Consider the following 21,026-nt stretch of genomic DNA (forward strand, 5'->3'; position numbering starts at 1 on the left):
ACGCTACAACCCTTCAGGCTTATTTCTGAGCCAGCAGCTTCTTGAACAGCTCCTCATCGTAAGGAGAAAAGATGTAGCCGTCAGCCGGGAAGTCCTTGGCCCGGGCGAGGTATTCGTCGATGTTGGAATTGTCGATTACCGGCAGCGGAATCTTGACGAAAGCCGGCACATCCTTGCCTTGCAGCGCCTGGACGGCAGTGTAGGTGGCGAAGGCGCCGAGCCAGTTCGGCTGCATCGTCGCCCAGCTCTTCAAGCCCTTTTCTTTCCAGAGTTCCAAAAACTGCCGGGCGTTCTCACCGGTGATCGGCACCTGTTCACGGCCCTGCTTGTCGAGGGCCAGCACGGCGCCTGCCGACAGAGCGCCGCCGAGCGACAGGATGCCGTCGATCTCGGGGTTGGCGAAGAGGAGGCTGGTGACGGCTTCCTGTGCCGGCGCGACGTTGTAGGGCGTGTTGGTCTCGGCAAGCACCGTCACGTCGGGATGGGCCTTGAGCTCAGCGTCGGCGCCTTTGCGCCTGTCATCGCTGACCGAAACCCCGGCGGGGCCATTGAGGATCAGGATCTTGCCCTTGCCGCCGATGGCGCCGATCAGGAACTTGGCGGCCTGGTCCCCCCATTGCGAAGAATCGGTGTTGACCTTGGCGGTGACCTTGTCGGTGTCGACGAGGCTGTCGAAGTTGATGATGGCGATGCCCTTGGCGCAGGCGTCGGCCAGAACGCGTGCCGGTGCGGTCGACGAACCGGCGATCAGGATGATGGCGTCGACATCGGAATCGATCATCGACTGAATCTGCTGGATCTGGACGTTGGCATCGCCCTGAGCGTCGGTGACGACGAGCTTGTCGACCAGTCCCTGCTTCTTCAGGGTCTCGACTTCGGCTTCGATCGTGCCTTGGGTCTGCTTCATCCAGGTCGGCACGGAATAGATGTTGGCCCAGCCGATCGTGTACGGCGCCTTGCGGTCGCCCTTGATGCAGTTGGCGGCGGCATTGGCCTGCGAGGCGACGCCAAAGCTCAGCACGAGACCGAGGCAAAGCGCGCTGGCGGATGCGAAAAACGGTGATTTCATCATGACTGTTCCCTTCAGAGGTTGTGGCCTCGACGTGCAGAACAAGGGCGAGGAAACCCGTCGGTCGCCGGGTCTTGGAAACCGTGTGTCCTCTCGGGATTTGTCTGCGTCAGGCTCGTTAGTTTGTCTGGTATTTCAGACAATGTGTCTGTATATCGGACAAATTGGATGCTAGACCGAGCCTTGACATCTTTCAAGCGCCTTGAGACGAGAACCGAAATGATTTTGGCGGATGGTCATGAGCGACGGCACTAACGATGCGATCGGGAAGGAAGCCGGCGCGGAGCCGCGCAACGGCGAACGACGACGCGGCATTGACCGCGTCATCATGCTGCTCGAGGCGTTGCTGCGGCACCGCGCGCCAATGCGCGTCGGCGACATCGCCAAAATGATCGGCGCGCCGCGTTCGACCACCTACGAGATCGTCAACAGCCTGCTCGACGCCGAAATGCTCGAAAACGTCGGCGGTGAAGGTTACGTCTATTTCGGACGCGCCATGCATCTGTTCGGCTGGGCCTACTCACATCACAATGCCCATTACCGTCGCATCATCGAGACCTTGGATAAGTTGGCCGCCGAGACAGGCGAGACGGTCCAGCTATGCGGCCTGCGTGGCAACAAATACGTCGTTCTTGACTGCCGAGATTCCCCAGGCCCGTTCCGGATCTCAAGCGATGTTGGGGTTGAGGTGCCGATCCCATGGACGGCATCCGGACGGCTGCTCCTCGGCCATATGAACGAGCAAGAGTTGAGGGATTTCATCCCATCTGGCGACTACAGGCTTCCCGACGGCCGCATCATTGCACCAGCCGAATTCTTTGCCGATGTTGCCTTGGCCCACCGGCAGGGTTTCAGCGAGACCACAGCCTTGGCCGACCGTTTCACCTGGTGCATGGCGGCCCCCATCCGTGACGGCCACGGCGCCATCAAAAGGACCTTGTGTTTGGTGTTACCCGTCGACACGCCGGAGCCACGGCGCGACGAACTGCTTGCGTTGCTGCGCGAGCGCGCCCGTGGACTGTCTCTGGCGGGAGGCTGACGATCAGCCGTCGTGCCCTCAGGTTGAAGCCTCTTAAAGGCACATGGATTCCGCTCTTCCCCATTGGTTCCATTTAGGTTCCGGACCTTAGTCCCATAGTCGGTGGATAAGGTCCAAACCAGGGAACACGCAACCGGAAGCCACATTAGGAGAAGACCGTCGATCAAAGTCCCTTCATCGCCGGTTGAGGATCCCGCCGCTCTTACTGTCGAGAGCGCGGCGGGATCCTTACGCGCGGAGCGAGCACATGAGATTTGTCGAGATTTTCACAGATGTGCTTACGGCCCTGCTTCTCGCTTTATTCGTGTGCGGGATATTCGCTGTTTTCGGAGGCCATCTGGTTCCTCCACGCTACGCAAAGATGGTGTTGCTGCCGGACCTCGATAAGATGACGACTGCATCATCTACACCCAGCTTGCCCGATTCCATCGACTTGCAAGTTCAAAAGCGCCCAGAGGTGCAAAGGTCTGCCGGCGTGACACAGCGCGCAGTCGGTCTGGAGCCGCCAGTGCCATCCAGCAAGCGGTAAGAATCAGCGGAGGTTTTGTGGCTCCCCAGCTATCAGAGAGCGCCGGCGATTATTGACAGACCCGGCTCTTGAAATTGGCTGAAATCGCCGCTCCACATTTCCGCATCTGCTGTTGGATGTGTTCATCAACAGGTCCGAACGCTATGGCGAAGCAGGTTGAGTTGGCGGTGTCCCTGGCTGATCCCCGCCAGTGCTTGATCGCGGCGTTGGATCCTTGTCGAGCTTGGGATTTCGGTCCACCGGTTCACCATTCACATCATCGGCCTTGGAGTTTGCCGGGTCCGTTTCGCCTGGATTTGGGCTGTAAGTATCTGGCGATGGAACCCGGCTGTTTTGTTGTGTCGCCGGTGTCTTAGCCTGCTCGCCATAGATTTCAGCGATCCCCCAGGCAACGAGCGCCAAGACAAGGCCGGCCAAGAGCACGCCAAGGACCGGTCGCCCCAAGCCACCCTGCCTGGCCCGCTTTTCCGGAATGTTTCTGCTCATGATCGCAACCTTGGGCTAAGAGGAGTGGCCCGCGCTCCAGGAGCGAAGACGCGAGACGGTCAAGAGTTCCGGACGTTGGCCATGCGGCGAACAGGGAACTCGCTGCACATACCGAACTCGCTGGCGCTGTTGATGTTCCCACGGAATACAAACAGCGCGCCGCCTGGAGCCGGACTGGCAATTTGGGTTGGAGTGGCTGGAACGAGCCAGCTCAAGGTCAACGAGCGGCGGTGTGCGTAAGCAGGCATTGCGAGCCAGACTGGAACTTTGCCGAATGCGATTCCGCCCGATGGAACATCCTGATCCGCTCGCGGTTGGGGAAGCCCGGGCCAGCGGCAGGAGCATCATCATGAACGTCGAACGTAACCCGGCCGAAGACAGAGGCGATATTCAGTCTGGGGTGACAGAGGACAAGACGCCGGGATTCGACCCGGCGGCGGCGCCTATGGAAACCGATGCCGAAGCGGCAGACACCGGCGCCGTGCCGGTTCCCGCAGCGACGGGCACGCCGGCTTTCGCTAATCAAGCAAGCTTCGCCAATGCAATGCGGCGGCCGGACGACGAGCGCGCTCCGGCCCCGAGTAAAAACGGCCCGGTGCTGGCCATTGTCGCGCTTGTCGTCGTTGCCGCCGTCGTGTTCGTTGTCGCCGCGATGCTGGCGCGATAGCAGATCCTGCGCTTGCGCCAAACCTCTGCCCTGCGAAGCGATCAGGGATGCGGTCGTGGCAGCAGGCGATCAGCGGCTGGAAAAACAAGCTGCAGGTTGCAGCGGCGCATGGAACGCCGGCCGGCACCCTGGCCGAGCAGCATTGCGGCATGGCCGAACCCGGCTCGGCCGCCAAGGGTTGAGGCCGGATGCTCGTTCGAAGCGGGAACATTTCACATCAAGCCAAGTTCGGGCTTGCAGAGCTTGTCGTCAAGGAACAGCACATGCAGGCCCTCACATGGCACGGCAAAGGCGACATACGCTGCGATCAGGTGGCCGATCCGACGATCCAGGATGAACGCGACATCGCTGCAGAAAGTTCACAACAGCGATATCGACCCGTCATTCGTGATCACCCATCCGGCTGGCCTCGAGGCCGGGCCCGAGCTTTACAAAACCTTCCGCGACAAGGAGGACGGCTGCATCAAAGTGGTGATGCGCCCGCACGGCTGACCGTTCTATCCAATGGCCCGACTTTGTTGTCCGGCCGTCTGCATGCTGAAAAGGCGAGAGTTGAAAATGGCCAAGGATAAACCCGCATCGACAAACCCGGCCGCCACACCCCCGGTCAGGTCGCCTGACGCCGCCGGCCTGCCACATCCCCGTCGCGATGCTGAAGACAGCGATTCCGGCGCCAAGCCGACGGCACCCAAGACCGCTGGCGCCCAGCAAGCGTCCAGATCGCCGCTCGACAGCCGTATTGCAAATCGCAATGCCGGCCGTCCTCGTCAGGCAGGCACGACGCCTCGGCCGACCGACGAACCGCTGGAGTAAGATGAAACCTAAGCTGCGGCGCGGGTATCCGCACCGCGGTGTGTGTGCGCAGTCAGGGTCTTCCTGCCCTGCCGAAAGGGCCATACAGGTGTCTTGATCTCTCGTGGATCGTCGGGATCGGCAATCAATACTTTAGCGGGAAATTCGATGGTACCGTTGGCTGGGATCGAACCAGCGACCTCCGGATCCACAATCCGGCGCTCTAACCATCTGAGCTACAACGGCACGTTCGCCTGAGCCAGATCGTGGTGAAAATTCATTCTCCGAGATCCGCTCTGTCGTTCGGCGATGCGTCCAATACGGTCTATCAGAGACTAATTCAAGGCCTTTGATAAGGCAAAGCCGGTCTGCCAACAGACGCCGGTTTCTTCGGCAAAAGAAAAAGGCCGGCGGGAGGAGGTGCCGGCCTTTTCCTGTTACGAGCCAGCGGGAGAAGGTGCTGGCTGGTCACCCCGGAGAGCAGAGGGAGGAGGTTCCACTCGCCGGGTATTCATTTGGACAACTCTATCGCACACCTATTTGTCTGACGAAATGCGACGTTTTGATGCATCGCGGAGTTGTGCGCAATTATTAGGCGGCCTTGATGTCCTTCAGGGCCTTCTCGAAAGCGGTCTTGACCGGCTTGGAGACGTCTTCGGCAGCCTTCGAAGCAACAGCCTGGAAGTCCTTGGCCTGCTCGACCGTGGTCTCGACGCGCTTGCGCAGGAAGGCGGTCTGCAGTTCGACCACTTCCGACAGCGACTTGGCGCCGATGAGGGCCTCGAGATGCAAGAAGCCGGCTTCGGCATTGGCGCGCAGAGCGGCGATGGTCTTGAGCGACAGGTCGCTGGAAACGGTCTTGGCAGTCTCGAAGGTCGATTCCAGGACTTTCTGGGTCTCTTCGGCGCCGGTCTTCAGCTTGGAGTAGGCTTCCTTCGACTGCTCGACGCCCTTTTCGGCGAAAGCGCGGATCTGGTCGGTTGCCTTGGAAGCGTCGAAGCTCGGGAATTCGACGTTTTCGATGGTCTCAGCGGTCTTGGCCTTGGTCATTTTCCATCCTTTCGTGGTAGCGGCTTTGACAAAAAGCCGTCTCGTTCATGTATGATGGCAATATAGCGGTTTTTTTGTGCGATGCAATATCTTTGTTGCAGTGCACCATAAATTTCTTCCCATGCGTCACCCAAGAGGTTATCCAGGGACATTCCGAGAGCTGTTAACCAAGTGGCCAGAGATTCCACCTGCTTCCCGCCATGGCTTGTGGACCTTCGCCGCGCGGGCTTTTATTAACAAAGCGTTAACTGCAAATTGCCCGCCTTGTAGGTTCGCCAAGAGGGGTTCGCCAAGAGGTTTCACCGAAAGGGTCCGCCAAGCGCATGCCTTCCGAGAACTACTCTTTCCTCGATGTCGCCGTGCTTGATGCGGTTCGCCAGCGCTTCGCCGCCGGCGACGCGATCGCGATTCTGTCGGCCGACCTCGAACAGGTGATCTGGGCCAACGGCCCGGGCGCTGCGGTGTTCGGCTATCCCGATATCGAGGCCATCATCGGCGCCTCGGCTCAGCTGCCGCTGATCGCCAGGCGCCAGATCATGGCGACCGCGGGCTTCCCGCAGATCGGCAGCGACCGCGCCATTACGGTACGGCTGGCGACCGGCATCACCAGCCGCGCCGTCGGCTTCCTGGCCAGTGCGGTGACTATGCCGGACGGCGAAAGCGCCATTATGCTGGTGGTGCCGGCAGCGCAGGCCGGCTCGCGCAGTGCTGCCGACATTGCGGCCCGCGCCATCAGCGGCTTTACCGAAGACGGCCATTTCATCGCCTTTGTCGACGCCGCCGGCACTGTCGAGGCGGCTTCGGATGGCTTTGGCGCGCTCGCCATCCGGCCTGAGACGCTGGCCGCGCTTGTCGCCGACGTGGCGAGCCAGGACGACCGCATCGTCAAGCGGCTGGTCCCCGGCGGCGCCACGTCCTATCCGGCCGGCTTCGCGCGCCTGACCGAGTCCAGGCATCTGCTGGTGGTCATCGACGAGGATCAGCTCGGTGAGGAAAATCCTGTCGGCGAGCTGGATGCCGAACCTGCTGCAGCGCAGGTCGACGATGGCCCGGCGCAAGCCGCCGCGGAGAACGCGGTAACGGTGGATGCGGTGGCTGACCACCCCACCGCAAGCGGGAATCAGGGCGCCCCACTCGCGGCCGCGCCTGATGTCGGGGAGACAGGTCCGGCTGCCACCGAGCATGATGCTTCGGCGTCAACCGATACAAAGGCGGACCATCGCGAGCAGACGACCGGCCGCGAGCAGGCGGCGAATGACAGCGCGCCGGCGCAACATGATCATTGGTACTTCCATGCCGGCGAAGAGCCGCAGGCGGGCGAGCCGGACAGCCCGGCGCAGGCCGAGCCGGACTCTGTTTCCCCGGCCGAGAGTGCGCAGTTGGACAGCAGTGCCGCTGCGCCCGCCCTGCCGTCCGACGCAGCCCCACCGGCTGCGCCTCCCGCCAAACGTGAGGTCGACCGCTCGGCGCCGCCGCTGCGCTTCGTCTGGCGCACCGACGCCGAGGGCAAGTTCAGCGCGCTGTCGCCGGAATTCGGCGACATTGTCGGCAAAGCCGCCGCCGACGTGATCGGCCGCCGCTTCAAGGACGTCGCGACAACTTTCGGCCTCGACGCCTCGGGCGAGATCGCGGGCCTGCTTGAACGGCGCGACACCTGGTCGGGCCGCTCGGTACTGTGGCCGGTTGCCGGCTCCGACCTGAAGATACCGGTCGATCTGGCAGCACTGCCTGTCTATGGCCGCAGCCGCGCCTTCGAAGGTTTTCGTGGTTTCGGCGTCGCCCGCGCCGGCGATGCGGTGGTCGATCCGGAAGCAATCGGCATGGCGCTGGTCCCCAATGGCGCGCCAGCGGCAGCAGCTGAGCCGGCCCCGGAACAGCCCGTGGCGGAAGCTCCCAAGGCGGCCGATCCGTTCGAGGGCGAAGTGCCGGCACTGACCATCGTGCCGAAGCAGGAACGTCGTTTTGCCGACAAGGTCATCCGGCTGGCCGAGCATCGGCAGCCCGCCAACGACAAGCAGCCGACAAGCGAGAGGGGCCTGTCGACGCTGGAGCGCAGCGCTTTCCGCGAAATCGGCGAGCGGCTGAAGAAGGACAATCCCCCGCCGGAGCAGCCGGAGACTGCCAAGCAGGCCGAACCGGCCAATCCGGATCAGGTAATGCCAGACCAGGCCAAGGCAGATGAGCCCAAGCCGGATCATGTCGAGGCGGACCAGCCTGAAACAGCCGCGCCAGCCCGACAACCCGCCGAGGTCTCGAGTCCGGACGAAGCCGGCCCGGCTGCCGTGGCTGAACCATCGGCAGCCGCACCCGAAAGCGAAACGGCTGAGGCCGAACCGCCGGAAAGCGATGCCGAGGACGAAAAGGACCTGACGCGGCTTGACGGCGAGCAGCCGGACGACGGCCTTGCGGACAGCGAAGCAGGCGAGGCGAAGGCGCCGACAGTGTCGCGCTCCCTGCTCGACTATGCCGATCCCGAACCAGGCTCCGTCACCGAAGACAGTACGGAAGCAACGTCGTCCAACGACGAACTTGCGCCGGCTTCCGAACCGGATGATACGCAAGCCCAAGAGATCGTCGAGGCCGCAGAGCCACAGCCGGTTGTTGCCGAGACGCCGGCCAATGCCGGTGAAGACGACAGCATGACGTCGGCCGACTTCCGCGATGCCGAGGACAATGAGGATTGGGCGCCGTCCGACGAGGCGACCGATTCCGCCGTGGAAGACGGGGACACGGCCGGCGATGCGGACACAGTGCCGGCAGAACCACAGCGCCTGAAAGTGCCGCCGCTCAAGCTTGAGGGGTTCATGCCTTCGGCATTCTCGGCCGGAGATGAACACAAGGCCCCTGACACGTCGATCCTCGGCAAGCTGCCGGTGCCGCTGCTCATCCATTCGGGCGACGAGCTTCATTACGCCAATGAGGAATTCCTCGGCCTGACCGGCTATGACACGCTTGAGGACCTGAGCGACGCCGGCGGGCTCGACGCGCTGTTTGCCGATCCCTATTCAGAAATGGCCGGCGAAAGCGACCACACACTCAAACTGAAGACGCGCGAGGGCCAGGAATTTCCGATCGAAGCCATTTTGCGTTCGGTGCCGTGGCGCGCCGGCAAGGCGCTGATGCTGGTGGTGCGACGTACCGGCGATAACGAGCCGCCGATGGTTGCGCATCTCGCAGCCGAGGAGCAGACGCAGCCCGATGTCTCCGAACTCAAAGCGCGCATTGCCGAGATGCGCACCATCATCGACACCGCGACCGATGGTGTGGTGTTGATCGGCCGCGACGGCGACATCCGCTCGATCAGCCGGCCGGCCGAGGCGCTGTTCGGCTTCGACAGCGACGACGTCACCGGTAAACCGTTCGCCTCGCTGTTTGCCATCGAAAGCCAGCGCGCGGCGCGCGACTATCTGAACGGCCTGTCCGAGCCCGGCGTGGCGAGTGTGATGAACGATGGCCGCGAGGTGATCGGGCGCGAGGCGCAAGGGCGCTTCATCCCGCTGTTCATGACCATCGGCAGGCTGCCCAATGACAGCGGCTTCTGCGCCGTGGTGCGCGACATCACGCAGTGGAAGCGGGCCGAAGAGGATCTGACCCAGGCGCGCGCGGTGGCCGAGCGCGCCTCCTCGCAGAAGACCGATTTCCTCGCCCGCATCAGCCACGAGATCCGCACGCCGCTCAACGCCATTATCGGCTTTTCCGAGCTGATGGTGGACGAGAAGTTCGGCCCGGTAGCCAATGACCGCTACCGCGACTATCTCAGAGACATCAACCGCTCGGGCAACCATGTGCTCGATCTCGTCAATGACCTCCTCGACATTTCGAAGATCGAGGCCGGCCAGCAGGAAATGGACTACGAGGCGGTGTCGCTCAACGATACGCTGGCCGAGACGGTGGCGATGATGCAGCCGCAGGCCAACCGCGAGCGTGTCATCATTCGCTCCAGCTTCGCCTCGCGACTGCCGGAAGTCGTCGCCGACCTCAGAAGCGTGCGCCAGATCGCGCTCAACATCCTGTCCAACGCCATTCGCTATACGCAAGCCGGCGGACAGGTGATCGTGTCGACCGCCTATGAAACCTCCGGCGACGTTGTCATGCGGGTGCGCGATACCGGCATTGGCATGAGCCATGCCGAGATCGAGCAGGCGCTGAAGCCGTTCAAGCAGATCAATGCGCTGAAGCGCGGGCGTGGCGACGGCACCGGTCTCGGCCTGCCGCTGACCAAGGCGATGGTGGAAGCCAACCGCGCCCGCTTCACCATCACCTCGACGCCGGGCGAAGGGACGCTGGTCGAGGTCGCCTTCCCGTCGACGCGGGTGCTGGCCGAATAGGGCCGGCCATTCCCGGGCGAGAATCCCGGACAAAGAAAAGGCGTCCAACAGGACGCCTTAAATGGGATTTGCTGTCACAACGGGGGCTTGAGCGAATCTGATCCTCAGGGGACGAGGAACGGGATTTCTCCCTCAAGTTACGTGCGACTATCAACGCCGTGCCTTAACAAATCCTTACCGGCCGTCCAAAAAATTTACGAATGTGTACCACTCATGAAATCTAGGTAAATTCGACCGACATATCTGGTTAACCATCCCGGCCGCGTCACTCAGCCAGCTGCGGCAGGTTCGTGAACAGCTCCAGCGCCTCTGGATTGGCCAACGCTTCCTTGTTCTTGATGGCGCGGCCATGCACCACGTCGCGCACTGCAAGCTCGGTGATCTTGCCCGATTTGGTGCGCGGAATGTCGCTGACGGCGACGATCCTTGCCGGCACGTGGCGCGGGCTGGCGCCGCTGCGGATCTTGGAACGAATGCGCTTTTCCAGATCCTCGTCCAGCGTCACGCCGGCGGCCAGCCGCACGAACAGCACGACGCGCACGTCATTGTCGAAATCCTGGCCGATGCACAGCGCCTCAAGGATTTCCGGCATCTGTTCGACCTGATTGTAGATCTCCGCCGTGCCGATGCGCACACCGCCCGGATTGAGCGTCGCGTCGGAACGGCCGTGGATGATCATGCCGCCATGCGCGGTCCATTCGGCGAAGTCGCCGTGGCACCAGACATTGTCGAAGCGCTCGAAATAGGCCGCATGGTATTTCTTGCCCTCAGGATCGTTCCAGAAGCCGATCGGCATCGACGGAAACGCCTTGGTGCAAACCAGCTCACCCTTTTGCTCGCGGATCGGCTTGCCGTCATCGTCCCATACATCGACAGCAAGGCCGAGGCCGGGACCCTGGATCTCGCCGGTCCAGACCGGTTGCGTCGGTACGCCGAGCACGAAACAGGAGACGATGTCGGTGCCGCCGGAAACCGAGGCCAGATGTACGTCCTTCTTGATGCCGTCAAAGACGAAGCGGAAATCCTCCGGCGACAACGGTGAGCCGGTCGAGGAAATCGCCCGCACACTCGACAGATCATGGCTGCGGATAGGCTTGAGCCCGGCCTTGCGCACGGAATCGATGAATTTGGCTGAGGTGCCGAAAAAGGTCATCTTCTCGGCATCGGCGAAGCTGAACAGCACATTGCCGTCGGGGTGGAAGGGTGAGCCGTCATAGAGCAGCAGCGTGGCGCCCGAGGCCAGGCCCGACACCAGCCAGTTCCACATCATCCAGCCGCAGGTGGTGAAGTAGAAGAAGCGGTCGCCTTCGATGAGTCCGGCATGCAGCCGGTGTTCCTTGACATGCTGGACCAGCGTGCCGCCGGCCGAATGGACGATGCATTTGGGAATGCCGGTGGTACCTGACGAGAACAGGATGTAGAGCGGGTGCGCGAACGGCAGCCGCTCGAACGTGACCGCTTTGGCGGTAAAGGGTAACAGCGCCTCTTCGAGCGCCACGGCCTTGTCGATGATCGCTGCGATATCGCGCGAGGTACCGAGATAGTCGACGATCAGGACCTTGCGGACGGTTTCGAGCTTCGCCGCAACGGCAGCGATCTTGTCGGCTACCTCGATTGCCTTGCCATTGTACCAATAGCCGTCCGGCGCAATGAATATGACCGGCTCGATCTGGCCGAAACGGTCGAGCACGCCCTGCTCGCCGAAATCGGGGGAACAGGACGACCAGACCGCGCCGATGGAGGCGGCCGCCAGCATGGCGGCGACGGTTTCCGGCATGTTGGGCATCATCGCCGCGATGCGGTCGCCCTTTTTAACCTTGAGCGACAGGAAAAGCTGCTGAAAGCGCGAGGTCAGCTGGTGCAGTTCGCTCCACGACAGCCGCCGCTCGATCTTGTCCTCGCCGCGAAAGACGATCGCGTCACCGGAACCGGTCTTCTTCAGCAGGTTCTCGGCGAAGTTCAGCGTCGCTTCGGGAAAGAACGATGCGCCGGGCATCTTGTCGCCATCGACGAGCACGGGCTCGCCCGCATCGGTCCCTTTGTCGCCGACAATGCCGCAAAAGTCCCACAGCAGGCTCCAGAAGCCCTCGCGATCCTCGACCGACCAGCGGTGCAGTTCGGCGTAGGAGGCGAAGGATGTGCCGCTTTTGGCCGCTGCTGCCTTCATGAACGCGGTCAGTGGTGCTGCGTCGATCTGGTCTTGCGTCGGAGTCCAGAGCGGTGCTTCGGCAGCCATGATCGATCCTCCTTGAAGCCCGTCGCGTCGCAAGATAGATATGCTTTTGTTTGATGCACGTCGTTGTCCCGGAACCGCTGCACTCTTCCGGGCGACATGCACTAGCCTCAGCTTTACAGGCGCCGCTGTCCCAAAAACGCCGCGCCTCGTAACAGGCTGAAGCTGCATCGCTTATGCCTACCACCGTGCGGCAGAGCAAGATTTTGTTCCGCTAAACTCGGCCATATGTGCGCAATTGCCATCGCCGGGCCATAAAGACTTGAAATGCCTCAGCCCTAAGTCGTAGTGACGGCTGGAAGGCGTGGTGACGACTGGCGGTTACACCCGTCAGGCGTTTATCGGAATGAAAGCAACCGGGGCAATATGCCATCACCTTTGATCCGGCGCGGAATATGGGCGATCGGCGTTGCCGTGCTCGTCATCGCGCTGGTCGTCGCCGCTCTGCCGCTGTTTGCCTCGACCCGGATCGTGCGCGATCGCATCGCCTGGGAGATGAGCGCGTGGAGCGGTTTCAGGGTCACCATCGCCGGTTCGCCGCGCATCGAGGTGTGGCCGAAGTTCCGCGCCATATTGAGCGACGTCACGCTGTCCCAGTGGACCGAGACCGACGCGCCGCCGGTGATCGAGGCCGAACGGGTCGAGGTCGACCTTTCGGCCATGGCGGCGCTGCAGGGCGATGTGGTGTTTTCGACGGCGCGGCTGGTGCGGCCGACGATCCGGGTCCAGCGCGCCGCAAACGGCATATTCCTGCCCGCCATACCAACGGGCGGACGCATCACCCGCTCCATCGACACGGCGCGCGGCGTGGTCAACGCCGATCCGACGAAGCCGGATCTGAGCAAGCTGCCCGCCGATCCGTTCGGCACCGTGGAATTCAGGGACGGCCGCATGGTCGCCTCCGTCGGCGGCAAGGACGTCGAATTGCTGACCAGCCTGTCCGGCCAGGCGAGCTGGGCAGCGATGAACAGCAACGCGACCTTGTCGGCGACCGGAATCTGGCGCGGCGAGAGCGTCACCGTCGATGCCGCCTCGCCCAAGCCGCTGGTGCTGTTTGCCGGCGGCGCCGCACCGGTCACGTTTTCGTTCAAGGCAGCGCCGGCCAGCTTCTCGTTCGACGGCACGGCCAGCATGTCGCAAAACGCCTATTTCGATGGCCAGGCGAAATTCGCCGCGCCCTCGCTGCGGCGCGTGCTGGAATGGTCGCAGGCCGGCATTGCTCCTGGTACGGCGATCGGTTCGGTCTCGATTTCGAGCAAGATCACGGCGACCGCCGGCCGCGTCAAATTCGAAAACACCGCGGTGACGCTCGACAACAACCCGGGAATGGGGGCGCTGGATTTTTCGTTCGGCGACGCCTTGCCGGTGATATCAGGCACACTCGCCTTCGATACGCTCGACCTCAGGTCGCTGTTTTCGGCCTTCACGCCGCTGGCGCCGACCGGCGAGACCGGTCCCGGCGAAATCGACACCAGCTTCGCCGACCGGATCAATCTCGATCTGAGGCTGTCAGCGGCACATGCCTCGGCCGGCGCAATCCAGCTTGCCGACGTCGCCGCTACGGCGCAGGTGAAGAACGGGCTTGCCGTCTTCGATATCTCCGATGCGTCGGCCTTTGGCGGCAACGTGCAAAGTAGCCTGCGTTTCGACCGCAAACCGGAGGGCTCGCAGGTCGAGATCCGGCTGCTCGCCTCCGACATTGACGGCGCCGCTTTCGGCACCGCGGCCGGAATGACGCGGCTGGTGCCGGCCAGCACCGGCACTGTCTCGGTCATTCTCAAAGGGCCGGGCAAATCCTGGGACTCGATCTTCGAGAACGCGGACGGCTCGGTCTCTGCGACGTTCGGGCCGGGCGCGCTGAGCGGGCTCAATTTGCCGGCATTTCTGAAGCACACGGAACAGGGCGGCTTCTTCGCGCTCGACGACGTCTCGGACGGGACACTGCCGATGGACGGCGCCGAGCTCAAGGCCACCATCTCGAAGGGTGTGGCAAGGCTGGACAAGGCCGAGGCCAATTCGGCGAAATACAAGGTCTGGCTGTCCGGCATCGCCTCTTACGGCGGACGCGGGCTGGCGCTTTCGGGGGGTGTCACCCAGGCCGACCCGGCAGCGGCACCGGTCAATGGCCAGCAGGGATCCAACCAGTCGTCATTCTTCGTCGGCGGCACCTGGAGCACGCCGTTCATCTCGCCGATCAGCCGCGGCGTCTCAGGCGAATAGGCGGACCCTTACCGGGACCGCCCTATCCCTCGTTTGACGCAATCAACCGCGCTGCGCGGCCTGTTCGTCGAGCTGGCGCTGCACCTCACGCCGCTTGTTGGCGACCGAAGCGATGATGACGCCTACCGCCACGACGGCGATCAGGATGGTGCAGGCGGCGTTGATTTCCGGCGTCACGCCGAGACGCACCTGGCTGTAGATCTTCATCGGCAGCGTGGTGGCGCCAGGCCCGGAGGTGAAGGAGGCGATCACCAGATCGTCAAGCGACAAGGTGAAGGCCAGCATCCAGCCGGAGACGATGGCCGGCATGATCACCGGCAGCGTGATCTGAAAGAAGGTCTTTACCGGCGTTGCGCCGAGGTCCAAGGCAGCTTCTTCCAGCGAACTATCGAACGACACCAGGCGCGACTGCACGACGACAGCCACGAAGCACATGGTCAAGGTGATGTGAGCAAGCGTCACGGTCAGGAAGCCACGGTCGAGACCGACGGCAACGAACAGCAGCAACAGCGACAGGCCGGTGATGACTTCCGGCATGACCAGCGGCGCAAACACCATGCCGGAAAACAGGATGCGGCCGCGGAAGCGGGTGTAGCGGGTCAAGGTCAGTGCCGCCAGCGTGCCGAGCACGGTTGCCACAGTGGCGGAGATGACAGCCACACGCGCGGTCACCCAGGTGGCGTCCATCAGCCCCTGATTGTGGAACAGCGAGGCATACCATTTGGTCGAGAAGCCGCCCCAGACGGTGACCAGCTTCGACTCGTTGAAGGAGAAGACGATGAGCAGCACGATCGGCAGATAGAGAAAGGCAAAGCCCAGCACGACCGAGGTGACGTTGAAGCGGCTCCAGGTGGCGTTCATTTGTCCTGCTCCTGGGCGCGTGCCTGGGCCTGCTGGAAGAGCATGATCGGCACGATCAGGAGCAGCAGCAGGATGACGGCGACGGCCGACGACACCGGCCAGTCACGGTTGGCGAAGAATTCATTCCACAAGGTCTTGCCGATCATCAGCGTCTGCGAGCCACCGAGCAGATCGGGAATGACGAACTCGCCAACCGCTGGAATGAACACCAGCAGGCAGCCGGCGATGACCCCGGGCAGCGACAGCGGGAACGTGATCTTCCAGAAGGCTGATGTCGGCGGGCAGCCGAGATCCTTTGCCGCCTCGATCAGCGAGTAATCCATCTTTTCCAGCGACGAATAGAGCGGCAGCACCATGAATGGCAGGTAGGAATAGACGATGCCGATGAAGATCGCCGTGTAAGTGTTGAGGATGATCAGCGGCTGATCGATGATGTTCAGCGACAGCAGCAGCTGATTGAGCAGACCCTCGGGCTTGAGGATGCCGATCCAGGCATAGACGCGGATCAGGAACGACGTCCAGAACGGCAGGATAACCAGCATCAGCAAGGTCGGACGGATCGTCGCCGGCGCGCGGGCCATGCCGTAGGCGATCGGGAAGCCGACGAGCAAGGTCAGGATCGTCGAGACAGCAGCGATGATAACACTGGTCACGTAGGCTTTGAAGTAAAGCGCGTCCTGCGTTAGCCAGACATAATTGTCGACGCTGAGTTCGCGGAAGCGGACAAAGAACCCGGACATGCCGTCCCTGAAATCGAGCGCCGGCGTGTAGGGCGGCATGGCGATCGCCGACTGCGACAGCGAAATCTTGAAGACGATGATGAACGGGATGAAGAAGAAGAACAGCAGCCAGAGATAAGGCACGATGATGACGAGCCGGCTGACAAAGCCGGCACCGAGCCGCATCAGGAACGGTTTGGCCGCGGCCGATGGACCGGCGTCGGTGAGTGCAATGTTGGACATGGCCGCCCCCTACCGTGTCAGCACGACGCCGGCATCCGGCCGGAAGGAGACCCAGGCGCGGTCGTTCCAGGTCAGCGGGTCCTCGGTGACTCGCGCCGCGTTGAGCGCGCTTGCCCTGATGATCTGCCCGTCATCCAGCCGGATGTGGTAGACGGTCATGTCGCCGAGATAGGCAACGTCGTAGACCTCGCCCTCAAGCGCATTGACGGCGTCGGCCGGTTTCGTCGACGACACCTTGATCTTCTCCGGCCTGATGGCGAAGACGATGTCGGAACCGGCCTTTGTATCGGTGCTGTTTTCGACGACGATCTGGGCCCCTGTCGCGCCGGTAATGCGCGTGGTGTTTGCCGCACGCTCGGCGACCTTGCCCTCGAACATGTTCACATTGCCGACGAAGTGGGCAACGAAGCGCGAACTGGGGGCTTCATAGACTTCCGCCGGCGTCGCCACCTGCATCACCTCGCCCTTGTCGATGATGGCGATGCGGTCGGCCATGGTCATCGCCTCTTCCTGGTCGTGGGTGACGACGACGAAGGTAAGGCCGAGATTTTGCTGCAGGTCCATCAGCTCGAACTGCGTTTCCTCGCGCAGCTTCTTGTCGAGCGCGCCGAGCGGCTCATCGAGCAGCAAGACTTTTGGCCGCTTGGCAACCGAGCGGGCGAGCGCGACGCGCTGGCGCTGGCCGCCCGACAATTGGTGCGGCTTGCGCTTGGCGAACTGCTCTAGCTTCACCAGCTTCAGCATCTCGGCGACGCGCTTTTCGATATCCGGTCCCGGCATGCCTTCCTGCTTGAGGCCGAAGGCAATGTTCTTTTCCACGCTCATATGCGGGAACAGCGCATAGGACTGGAACATCATGTTGACCGGGCGGCGGTAAGGCGGGATGCCGCGCAAGTCCTGGCCGTCGAGAAGGATACGGCCGGCGGTGGGCTCCTCGAAGCCGGCAAGCATCCGCAGCAACGTCGACTTTCCGCAGCCCGACGCGCCGAGCAGGGCGAAGAACTCGCGCTCGAAAATGGTCAGCGACAGATTGTTGACGGCGGTGAAGTCACCGAAGTTCTTGGTGACGTTCTCGAACTGGATATATGGCTTGGCGTTCGGGTCGTTCCATGGCGCGAAATCCCTGCGGATGCTGCCAAGCGATTTCATGTCCCACTCCGTCCTATTTTTTTGCTTCTTGCCCCAGAGAAGAATGGTCCCGGCAGGTGGCTGCCGGGACCATGTCGCATTGCTTACTGGCCGGTGACGATCTTGGTCCAGCTGCGCGTGATCAGGCGCTGGGTCTTGGGATCGTAGGGCTGGACCGTATAGAGCTTTTTCAAGGTCTCGGCGTCCGGATAGACCGCCGGATCATCCAGCAGTGCCTTGTCGACGAACTGCTGCGAAGCCTTGTTGCCGTTGGCGTACAGCACATAGTTGGACGACTTGGCGATCACTTCGGGCTTCATTATGTAGTTGAGAAATTCGAGTGCCTCGGCGGTATGCGGCGCATCGGCGGGAATCGCCATCTGGTCGAACCACATCTGGGCGCCTTCCTTGGGCACGGAATAGCCGATCTCGACGCCTTGCTTGGCCTCGACCGCGCGGTTGCGTGCCTGGAAGACGTCACCCGACCAGCCGACCGCCAAACAGATATCGCCGTTGGCGAGCGCGTTGATGTATTCGGACGAATGGAATTTGCGGATATACGGCCGCACCTTCAGCAACGTCTCCTCGGCCTTGGCGATGTCGTCAGGTGAGGTGCTGTTCGGATCGAGGCCGAGGTATTTGAGCGCCGCCGGGATGATGTCGGCCGGCGAGTCCAGCACATAGACGCCGCAGTCCTTCAGCTTGGCCAGGCTGTCGGGATTGAAGAACACATCCCAGCTGTCGATCTTGTCGGTGCCGAGTGCAGCCTTCACCTTCTTGATGTTGTAGCCGATGCCGACCGTGCCCCACATGTAGTTGATCGAATATTCGTTGCCCGGATCGTATTTGGCGGTGCGCTCCGAAACCGTGTCCCACATGTTGGAAATGTTGGGCAGCTTCGACTTGTCGAGCTTCTGGAACACGCCGGCCTGGATCTGGCGGGCCAGGAAGTTGCCGCTGGGCACGACGACGTCATAGCCGCTGCCGCCGGCAAGCAGCTTGGTCTCGAGGATTTCATTGGAATCGAAGGTGTCGTAGACGACCTTGATGCCGGTCTCCTTGGTGAAGTCGTCAATGATCGAACTGTCGATGTAATCCGACCAGTTGAAGACGTTGACGACGCGGTCCTCGGCATGGCCGCCGACGGCGAAAAGCGTCAGAAATGCCGAGGTTGCCGAAAGCCAGAGCGCTTTGCGGATCATGCTGTTCTCCTTTGATGAGTGTTCCTTCGCCAAGTCGTCGCTGTTCGAGCGCGATTGGGCATTTGCTTCAGAGTATTGAGCTTTCCGGGCAGCCACAAGCATGAACTGCCAGCCCCGTCCGGGCGGTTCGCCGAGCGGCAGATGATGGCTCTGTGTGCCCGCATGGCGGGCGCGCTGACGCCGTCAGAGGCTTTCGCCGCGGCGCGGGCAGGGATACGACGCTGTGGTCCGGTCTTGGTCCGACCGGCGGGGACACTTGGCAAGATAAGCCTGTCTTGTTGTTGCCGTGCCCCCAGCCTGCCCGTGCCGCAGCAAGGTTGTCAATGGCCCGTGCGGGGAAGCTCGGTCAATAGGGCGTGCGGCTTCGCTAATTGGGGAAAGACGGGCGTAATTAGGGAAGACGGGCTCAACTAAGGGAAAGGCGGGTCAATTAGGCGATGGCAGGCCGGTGGTCCCCGGCCGTGCAGGCCTCGCCTGGCGCTTGAATTCAAGCGCGATATGGACGAGCAGCGCGGCGACCACCACCGCGCCGCCGATGATGGTGCGCACCGAGGGCACCTCGCCATGAACGAGCCAGACCCAGATCGGTCCGAGGATCGGCTCGAACGTGCCGAGGAGTGCTGCGATCGCCGCCGGAACCAGCCTCGCGCCGGTGGCGAAGAAGGCAAGGCCCAGGCCGAGATTAATGACGCCGAAGGCAAACAGGAAAGCCATGTCGTGGGCCGACGTGGCAAACTGCGTGGCTTGCGATGCGGCGAAAGCCGCTGCCAGCATCGTGCCGAGGCACGTCGCCGGCGTCATGCGCACATGGGCGAAGCGCCGGGTGATGACGGTGGCAATCGAGAACATGACGGCGATCAGCAGCGACAGCCCGTCGCCGATGGGCGATACGGCGCCGTCGAGCGATTCCGACACCATGATGGCGACGCCGGCGATGACGGCGGCGATCGCCACCCAGGTCGCGACGGCGACGCGTTCGCGAAACAGCACCCAGGCAAGCAATGCCGCCAGCAGCGGCACACCGGCCTGCATCAACAGGATATTGGCAACGGTGGTGTAGGCGAGCGCGACAACGAAGCACGTCGACGCCGTGGCGAAACAGACGGCCACGGAAAGGCCGGGCAGGCCCATGTCGCGAAACAGCCGCAACATGCCGCGCCAGCCGTCGCGCCAGGCCATGAAGCAAATCAGGAACACAGCCGCCCACAGCGCGCGCCAGAACACCACCGTCCAACTGTCAGCGGTGTCGATGAAGCGGGCGATGGTGCCGCCAAAGCTCCACATCAGCGCCGACAGGAACACCAGCAGCAAGCCGACCCGCTCTTCGCGCGGCGAGACGATCGGCGGTGCGGCGATTGGAGAAGATGCGGTATCGGTCATGGGGTGCGACTGTCGGCTATCTCGGGGTGGCATGATGCACAATGGACGACAGAAACGTGCCGTATTCGCCTAGCGCATAGGCTACCGCCGGACGTGACCCAGCCCGGCATTCCCTTTGGCGCACCGCCAACCGGCAGCCATACGGGCAAACACCGCCGTTTCTAGGACATGCCCTTGTTGCCGCGGATAAAGCGCCAGAGACCGGCCAACGGTACCAGCAGCAGAATGCCGAACTTTTTCAGGGCGATGAGCGCGACTGCAATCAGGCCGGCCTTTGCCGCGAGTTTTCCGGCGATGAGGCCGCCAATGCCAACCGCGGCGACCGTGTCGGTGCCTGGCAGAAAATCGGTGTATTTCTTGCCGGTGTTGAAGTCCGCCACGCCCAGCACTTCGTCCAGGCTCTGCTTGATCTCCGGCAATTGTTCGACCGTAGCGATGTAGCTCATCACGAAGACGCCTTCCCGGCCGAGGAAACGGACGTCGTAATTGAGCGTGTGGACGGTATCGTCTCCGAACTGCAGTTCCTTGGCCCAGTGCAGCCGTTTGTGGACGAAATCATAGACCGGCGGCGAGGCCCAGCCGATCAGCTTGATCGGGGGAAAGCCGTCCTTCACCCGCTGATCGTTGGCCGACAATGTGTCCGCCTGCATGCTGCTCAGCAATTCGGTGTAGTCGATGGATGCGGCGTCGGCGTCATCGACATGGCCGATCTTTTCATAGCGCAATTCGATGCCCCAACCGTTGCCGGCGATGGGCTCGTACTTGGCCGGGAAGATCATGCCGATTGCTTCGGACGCGGTATCAGCCGGATTGCCCCAGGCCTCGGTCAGGACGGACGTCGCGTCCTTCTTGCCCAGAAAATAGAACTTGTCCTTGAAATCGAGATGGATGCCTTCGGGAAGGTCGACCGCGCCGGTCTTTGGATCGATCTTGTCCAGGAATGCCTTGCCGTCGTCACTATACTGTTGATAGTCCTTGAAGAATTCCGAGGATTTTTCCGCCAGAGCTGGCCCTGCCGAAACGGCAAGCGCCACGCCAAGCCACAAAGCTTTCCTGTTCATAAGCCGTCCCCCCCTTGGC

At 62.3% G+C, this 21,026-nt stretch carries 14 protein-coding genes, 1 tRNA gene and 2 pseudogenes; 6 read left to right on the forward strand and 11 right to left on the reverse strand.

What is annotated here, in order from left to right:
* Positions 1-19: 19 nt before the first annotated feature.
* The gene (locus tag NKI32_RS20840) at positions 20-1,072 is read right to left on the reverse strand and encodes a substrate-binding domain-containing protein (protein WP_353003428.1); all 1,053 of its coding nucleotides are present in this window, start codon (positions 1,070-1,072) and stop codon (positions 20-22) included.
* Positions 1,073-1,301: 229 nt separating this feature from the next.
* Here NKI32_RS20840 and NKI32_RS20845 point away from each other — a divergent pair, with 229 nt between their 5' ends.
* Positions 1,302-2,108, forward strand: coding sequence for an IclR family transcriptional regulator (locus NKI32_RS20845; protein WP_023723361.1), 807 nt, complete (start codon positions 1,302-1,304; stop codon positions 2,106-2,108).
* A 670-nt stretch (positions 2,109-2,778) separates the two neighbouring features.
* Here the strand turns inward: NKI32_RS20845 and NKI32_RS20850 are convergent.
* Complete coding sequence (locus tag NKI32_RS20850) at positions 2,779-3,123, reverse strand: hypothetical protein (protein ID WP_081725440.1); 345 nt, start codon at positions 3,121-3,123, stop codon at positions 2,779-2,781.
* Positions 3,124-3,412: 289 nt separating this feature from the next.
* Here NKI32_RS20850 and NKI32_RS20855 point away from each other — a divergent pair, with 289 nt between their 5' ends.
* From NKI32_RS20855 to NKI32_RS20865, 3 genes and pseudogenes are all read left to right on the forward strand, one after another.
* Positions 3,413-3,790 carry a hypothetical protein gene (locus tag NKI32_RS20855; protein ID WP_023807591.1) on the forward strand — a complete coding sequence of 126 codons (378 nt, stop codon included), beginning with the start codon at positions 3,413-3,415 and terminating at the stop codon, positions 3,788-3,790.
* Between the two features lie 68 nt (positions 3,791-3,858).
* Positions 3,859-3,972, forward strand: a pseudogene (locus NKI32_RS20860) (SDR family NAD(P)-dependent oxidoreductase); the annotation flags it as partial.
* A gap of 187 nt (positions 3,973-4,159) precedes the next feature.
* A pseudogene (locus NKI32_RS20865) lies at positions 4,160-4,282 on the forward strand (glutathione-dependent formaldehyde dehydrogenase); the annotation flags it as partial.
* Positions 4,283-4,751: 469 nt separating this feature from the next.
* On the opposite strand, the gene NKI32_RS20870 reads toward NKI32_RS20865, so the two are convergent.
* Both NKI32_RS20870 and NKI32_RS20875 read right to left on the reverse strand, forming a co-directional pair.
* Positions 4,752-4,828 (reverse strand) — tRNA-His (locus NKI32_RS20870).
* 345 nt (positions 4,829-5,173) lie between these two features.
* Positions 5,174-5,632 (reverse strand): phasin, encoded by a 459-nt coding sequence (locus NKI32_RS20875; protein WP_023806626.1) that lies wholly within the window; start codon positions 5,630-5,632, stop codon positions 5,174-5,176.
* A gap of 323 nt (positions 5,633-5,955) precedes the next feature.
* Here NKI32_RS20875 and NKI32_RS20880 point away from each other — a divergent pair, with 323 nt between their 5' ends.
* Positions 5,956-9,960 (forward strand): PAS domain S-box protein, encoded by a 4,005-nt coding sequence (locus NKI32_RS20880; protein WP_353003431.1) that lies wholly within the window; start codon positions 5,956-5,958, stop codon positions 9,958-9,960.
* A gap of 265 nt (positions 9,961-10,225) precedes the next feature.
* On the opposite strand, the gene NKI32_RS20885 is transcribed toward NKI32_RS20880, so the two are convergent.
* Positions 10,226-12,196, reverse strand: coding sequence for an acetoacetate--CoA ligase (locus tag NKI32_RS20885; RefSeq protein ID WP_023806624.1), 1,971 nt, complete (start codon positions 12,194-12,196; stop codon positions 10,226-10,228).
* 363 nt (positions 12,197-12,559) lie between these two features.
* On the opposite strand from NKI32_RS20885, the gene NKI32_RS20890 reads away from it, so the two are divergent.
* Positions 12,560-14,413, forward strand: a complete 1,854-nt coding sequence (locus tag NKI32_RS20890) for an AsmA family protein (protein WP_023753890.1) — start codon at positions 12,560-12,562, stop codon at positions 14,411-14,413.
* 42 nt (positions 14,414-14,455) lie between these two features.
* On the opposite strand, the gene NKI32_RS20895 is transcribed toward NKI32_RS20890, so the two are convergent.
* The 6 genes from NKI32_RS20895 to NKI32_RS20920 all read right to left on the reverse strand — a co-directional run bounded on the left by NKI32_RS20895 (position 14,456) and on the right by NKI32_RS20920 (position 21,007).
* The gene (locus NKI32_RS20895) at positions 14,456-15,274 is read right to left on the reverse strand and encodes an ABC transporter permease (RefSeq protein ID WP_353003434.1); all 819 of its coding nucleotides are present in this window, start codon (positions 15,272-15,274) and stop codon (positions 14,456-14,458) included.
* Positions 15,271-16,236, reverse strand: a complete 966-nt coding sequence (locus tag NKI32_RS20900) for an ABC transporter permease subunit (RefSeq protein ID WP_353003438.1) — start codon at positions 16,234-16,236, stop codon at positions 15,271-15,273. Before NKI32_RS20900 ends, NKI32_RS20895 begins: the two co-directional genes overlap by 4 nt.
* 9 nt (positions 16,237-16,245) lie before the next feature.
* Complete coding sequence (locus NKI32_RS20905) at positions 16,246-17,385, reverse strand: ABC transporter ATP-binding protein (RefSeq protein ID WP_353003440.1); 1,140 nt, start codon at positions 17,383-17,385, stop codon at positions 16,246-16,248.
* A gap of 83 nt (positions 17,386-17,468) precedes the next feature.
* Positions 17,469-18,566 carry a polyamine ABC transporter substrate-binding protein gene (locus NKI32_RS20910; protein ID WP_353003443.1) on the reverse strand — a complete coding sequence of 366 codons (1,098 nt, stop codon included), beginning with the start codon at positions 18,564-18,566 and terminating at the stop codon, positions 17,469-17,471.
* A gap of 426 nt (positions 18,567-18,992) precedes the next feature.
* Complete coding sequence (locus tag NKI32_RS20915) at positions 18,993-19,946, reverse strand: DMT family transporter (RefSeq protein WP_353003445.1); 954 nt, start codon at positions 19,944-19,946, stop codon at positions 18,993-18,995.
* 161 nt (positions 19,947-20,107) lie between these two features.
* A complete protein-coding gene (locus tag NKI32_RS20920) occupies positions 20,108-21,007 on the reverse strand; it encodes a DUF2167 domain-containing protein (protein ID WP_352839253.1) in 900 nt (299 codons plus the stop codon).
* Positions 21,008-21,026 lie beyond the last annotated feature (19 nt).

Origin of the sequence: Mesorhizobium sp. M0761 (assembly GCF_040320205.1) — a bacterium.
Taxonomy (GTDB): Bacteria; Pseudomonadota; Alphaproteobacteria; order Rhizobiales; family Rhizobiaceae; genus Mesorhizobium.

Coding starts and splice junctions, on each gene's coding strand:
- NKI32_RS20840 (WP_353003428.1), bottom strand. CDS start 1,072: ATGATGAAATCACCGTTTTTCGCATCCGCCAGCGCGCTTTGCCTCGGT.
- NKI32_RS20845 (WP_023723361.1), top strand. CDS start 1,302: ATGGTCATGAGCGACGGCACTAACGATGCGATCGGGAAGGAAGCCGGC.
- NKI32_RS20850 (WP_081725440.1), bottom strand. CDS start 3,123: ATGAGCAGAAACATTCCGGAAAAGCGGGCCAGGCAGGGTGGCTTGGGG.
- NKI32_RS20855 (WP_023807591.1), top strand. CDS start 3,413: ATGGAACATCCTGATCCGCTCGCGGTTGGGGAAGCCCGGGCCAGCGGC.
- NKI32_RS20875 (WP_023806626.1), bottom strand. CDS start 5,632: ATGACCAAGGCCAAGACCGCTGAGACCATCGAAAACGTCGAATTCCCG.
- NKI32_RS20880 (WP_353003431.1), top strand. CDS start 5,956: ATGCCTTCCGAGAACTACTCTTTCCTCGATGTCGCCGTGCTTGATGCG.
- NKI32_RS20885 (WP_023806624.1), bottom strand. CDS start 12,196: ATGGCTGCCGAAGCACCGCTCTGGACTCCGACGCAAGACCAGATCGAC.
- NKI32_RS20890 (WP_023753890.1), top strand. CDS start 12,560: ATGCCATCACCTTTGATCCGGCGCGGAATATGGGCGATCGGCGTTGCC.
- NKI32_RS20895 (WP_353003434.1), bottom strand. CDS start 15,274: ATGAACGCCACCTGGAGCCGCTTCAACGTCACCTCGGTCGTGCTGGGC.
- NKI32_RS20900 (WP_353003438.1), bottom strand. CDS start 16,236: ATGTCCAACATTGCACTCACCGACGCCGGTCCATCGGCCGCGGCCAAA.
- NKI32_RS20905 (WP_353003440.1), bottom strand. CDS start 17,385: ATGAAATCGCTTGGCAGCATCCGCAGGGATTTCGCGCCATGGAACGAC.
- NKI32_RS20910 (WP_353003443.1), bottom strand. CDS start 18,566: ATGATCCGCAAAGCGCTCTGGCTTTCGGCAACCTCGGCATTTCTGACG.
- NKI32_RS20915 (WP_353003445.1), bottom strand. CDS start 19,946: ATGACCGATACCGCATCTTCTCCAATCGCCGCACCGCCGATCGTCTCG.
- NKI32_RS20920 (WP_352839253.1), bottom strand. CDS start 21,007: ATGAACAGGAAAGCTTTGTGGCTTGGCGTGGCGCTTGCCGTTTCGGCA.